The organism is Aerococcus sp. L_32 (genome assembly GCF_050689315.1).
In genome coordinates this window covers 1-1065 of record NZ_JBOEQF010000594.1, presented here as the reverse complement: position 1 = coordinate 1065, position 1065 = coordinate 1, and the positions used below count along the sequence as shown (strand labels likewise).

Annotated in this window: 2 protein-coding genes; both read left to right on the top strand. The window is 40.0% G+C overall.

Annotated features, from left to right (window positions below; all coding sequences use genetic code 11):
• Window positions 1–517 (top strand): FGGY-family carbohydrate kinase (locus ACRCJ0_RS15015; RefSeq protein WP_431391012.1); only part of this gene is annotated, 517 nt, incomplete at its 5' end.
• 21 nt (window positions 518–538) lie between these two features.
• On the top strand, window positions 539–1065 hold a 527-nt coding region (locus ACRCJ0_RS15010), incomplete at its 3' end, for an FAD-dependent oxidoreductase (protein ID WP_431391011.1).

Below are 1065 nucleotides of genomic sequence, written 5' to 3'. Positions count from 1 at the left end.
ATCAACAAATGAAGATGAAGTTTACTTAGTACCAGCCTTTACTGGTTTAGGTGCGCCATACTGGGATTCAGACGCTCGTGGTGCAGCATTTGGTATCACACGTGGGACAACAAAAGCTGACTTCGCCAAAGCAACTTTACAATCAATTGCATACCAAGTTCGCGACATTACTGATACAATGAATAAGGATACTGGTATCGATATTCCATTACTAAAAGTTGATGGTGGCGCAGCGATGAATGGTTACTTGATGCAGTTCCAATCAGACATTACTGGTATTGAGATTGCTCGCGCTGCTAACCTTGAGACAACAGCCTTAGGTGCTGCTTATCTAGCTGGTTTAGCTGTTGGTTACTGGAAAGACATTGATGAATTGAAATCGTTTACTCAACCAGGACAAACTTTCGAACCTAAGATGAATGACTCACATAAAGAAGATCTATATGCGGGTTGGACTAACGCAGTCCGTGCAACACGTGCTTACTCACAATACTTTAAAGAAGAAGCAAACGACTAATACATAGGAGGTATAGTTTAAATGCCTAAATTATCATTTAAATATAGAAAAGAAACAGTCGAACAATTAAAAGAAAACCAATATGATTTATTCATTATTGGAGGCGGTATCACAGGTGCAGGTGTAGCGATTCAAGCAGCTGCATCTGGCCTAAAAACGGCCTTAGTGGATATGCAAGACTTCTCTGAAGGGACTTCAAGCCGTTCAACTAAATTAGTACACGGTGGTATCCGTTACTTGAAAAACTTCGACCTAGAAGTGGTTTCAGATACAGTAACTGAGCGTGCAACTGTTCATAATATTGCACCACATATCCCACAACCAGATCCAATGTTAATGCCTTTATATGACGAACCAAAAGTAACTTTCAATCCATTACGCTTGCAAATCGCTATGGATATCTATGACTCACTAGCTGGTGTAAAAGATTCTCAATACGCCAACGAAATGTTGTCTAAAGATGAAGTTTTAAGTCGTCAACCAGGCTTAATGGCTGAAGGTTTAATCGGTGGTGGTAAATACCTAGATTTCAACAACAATGACTCACG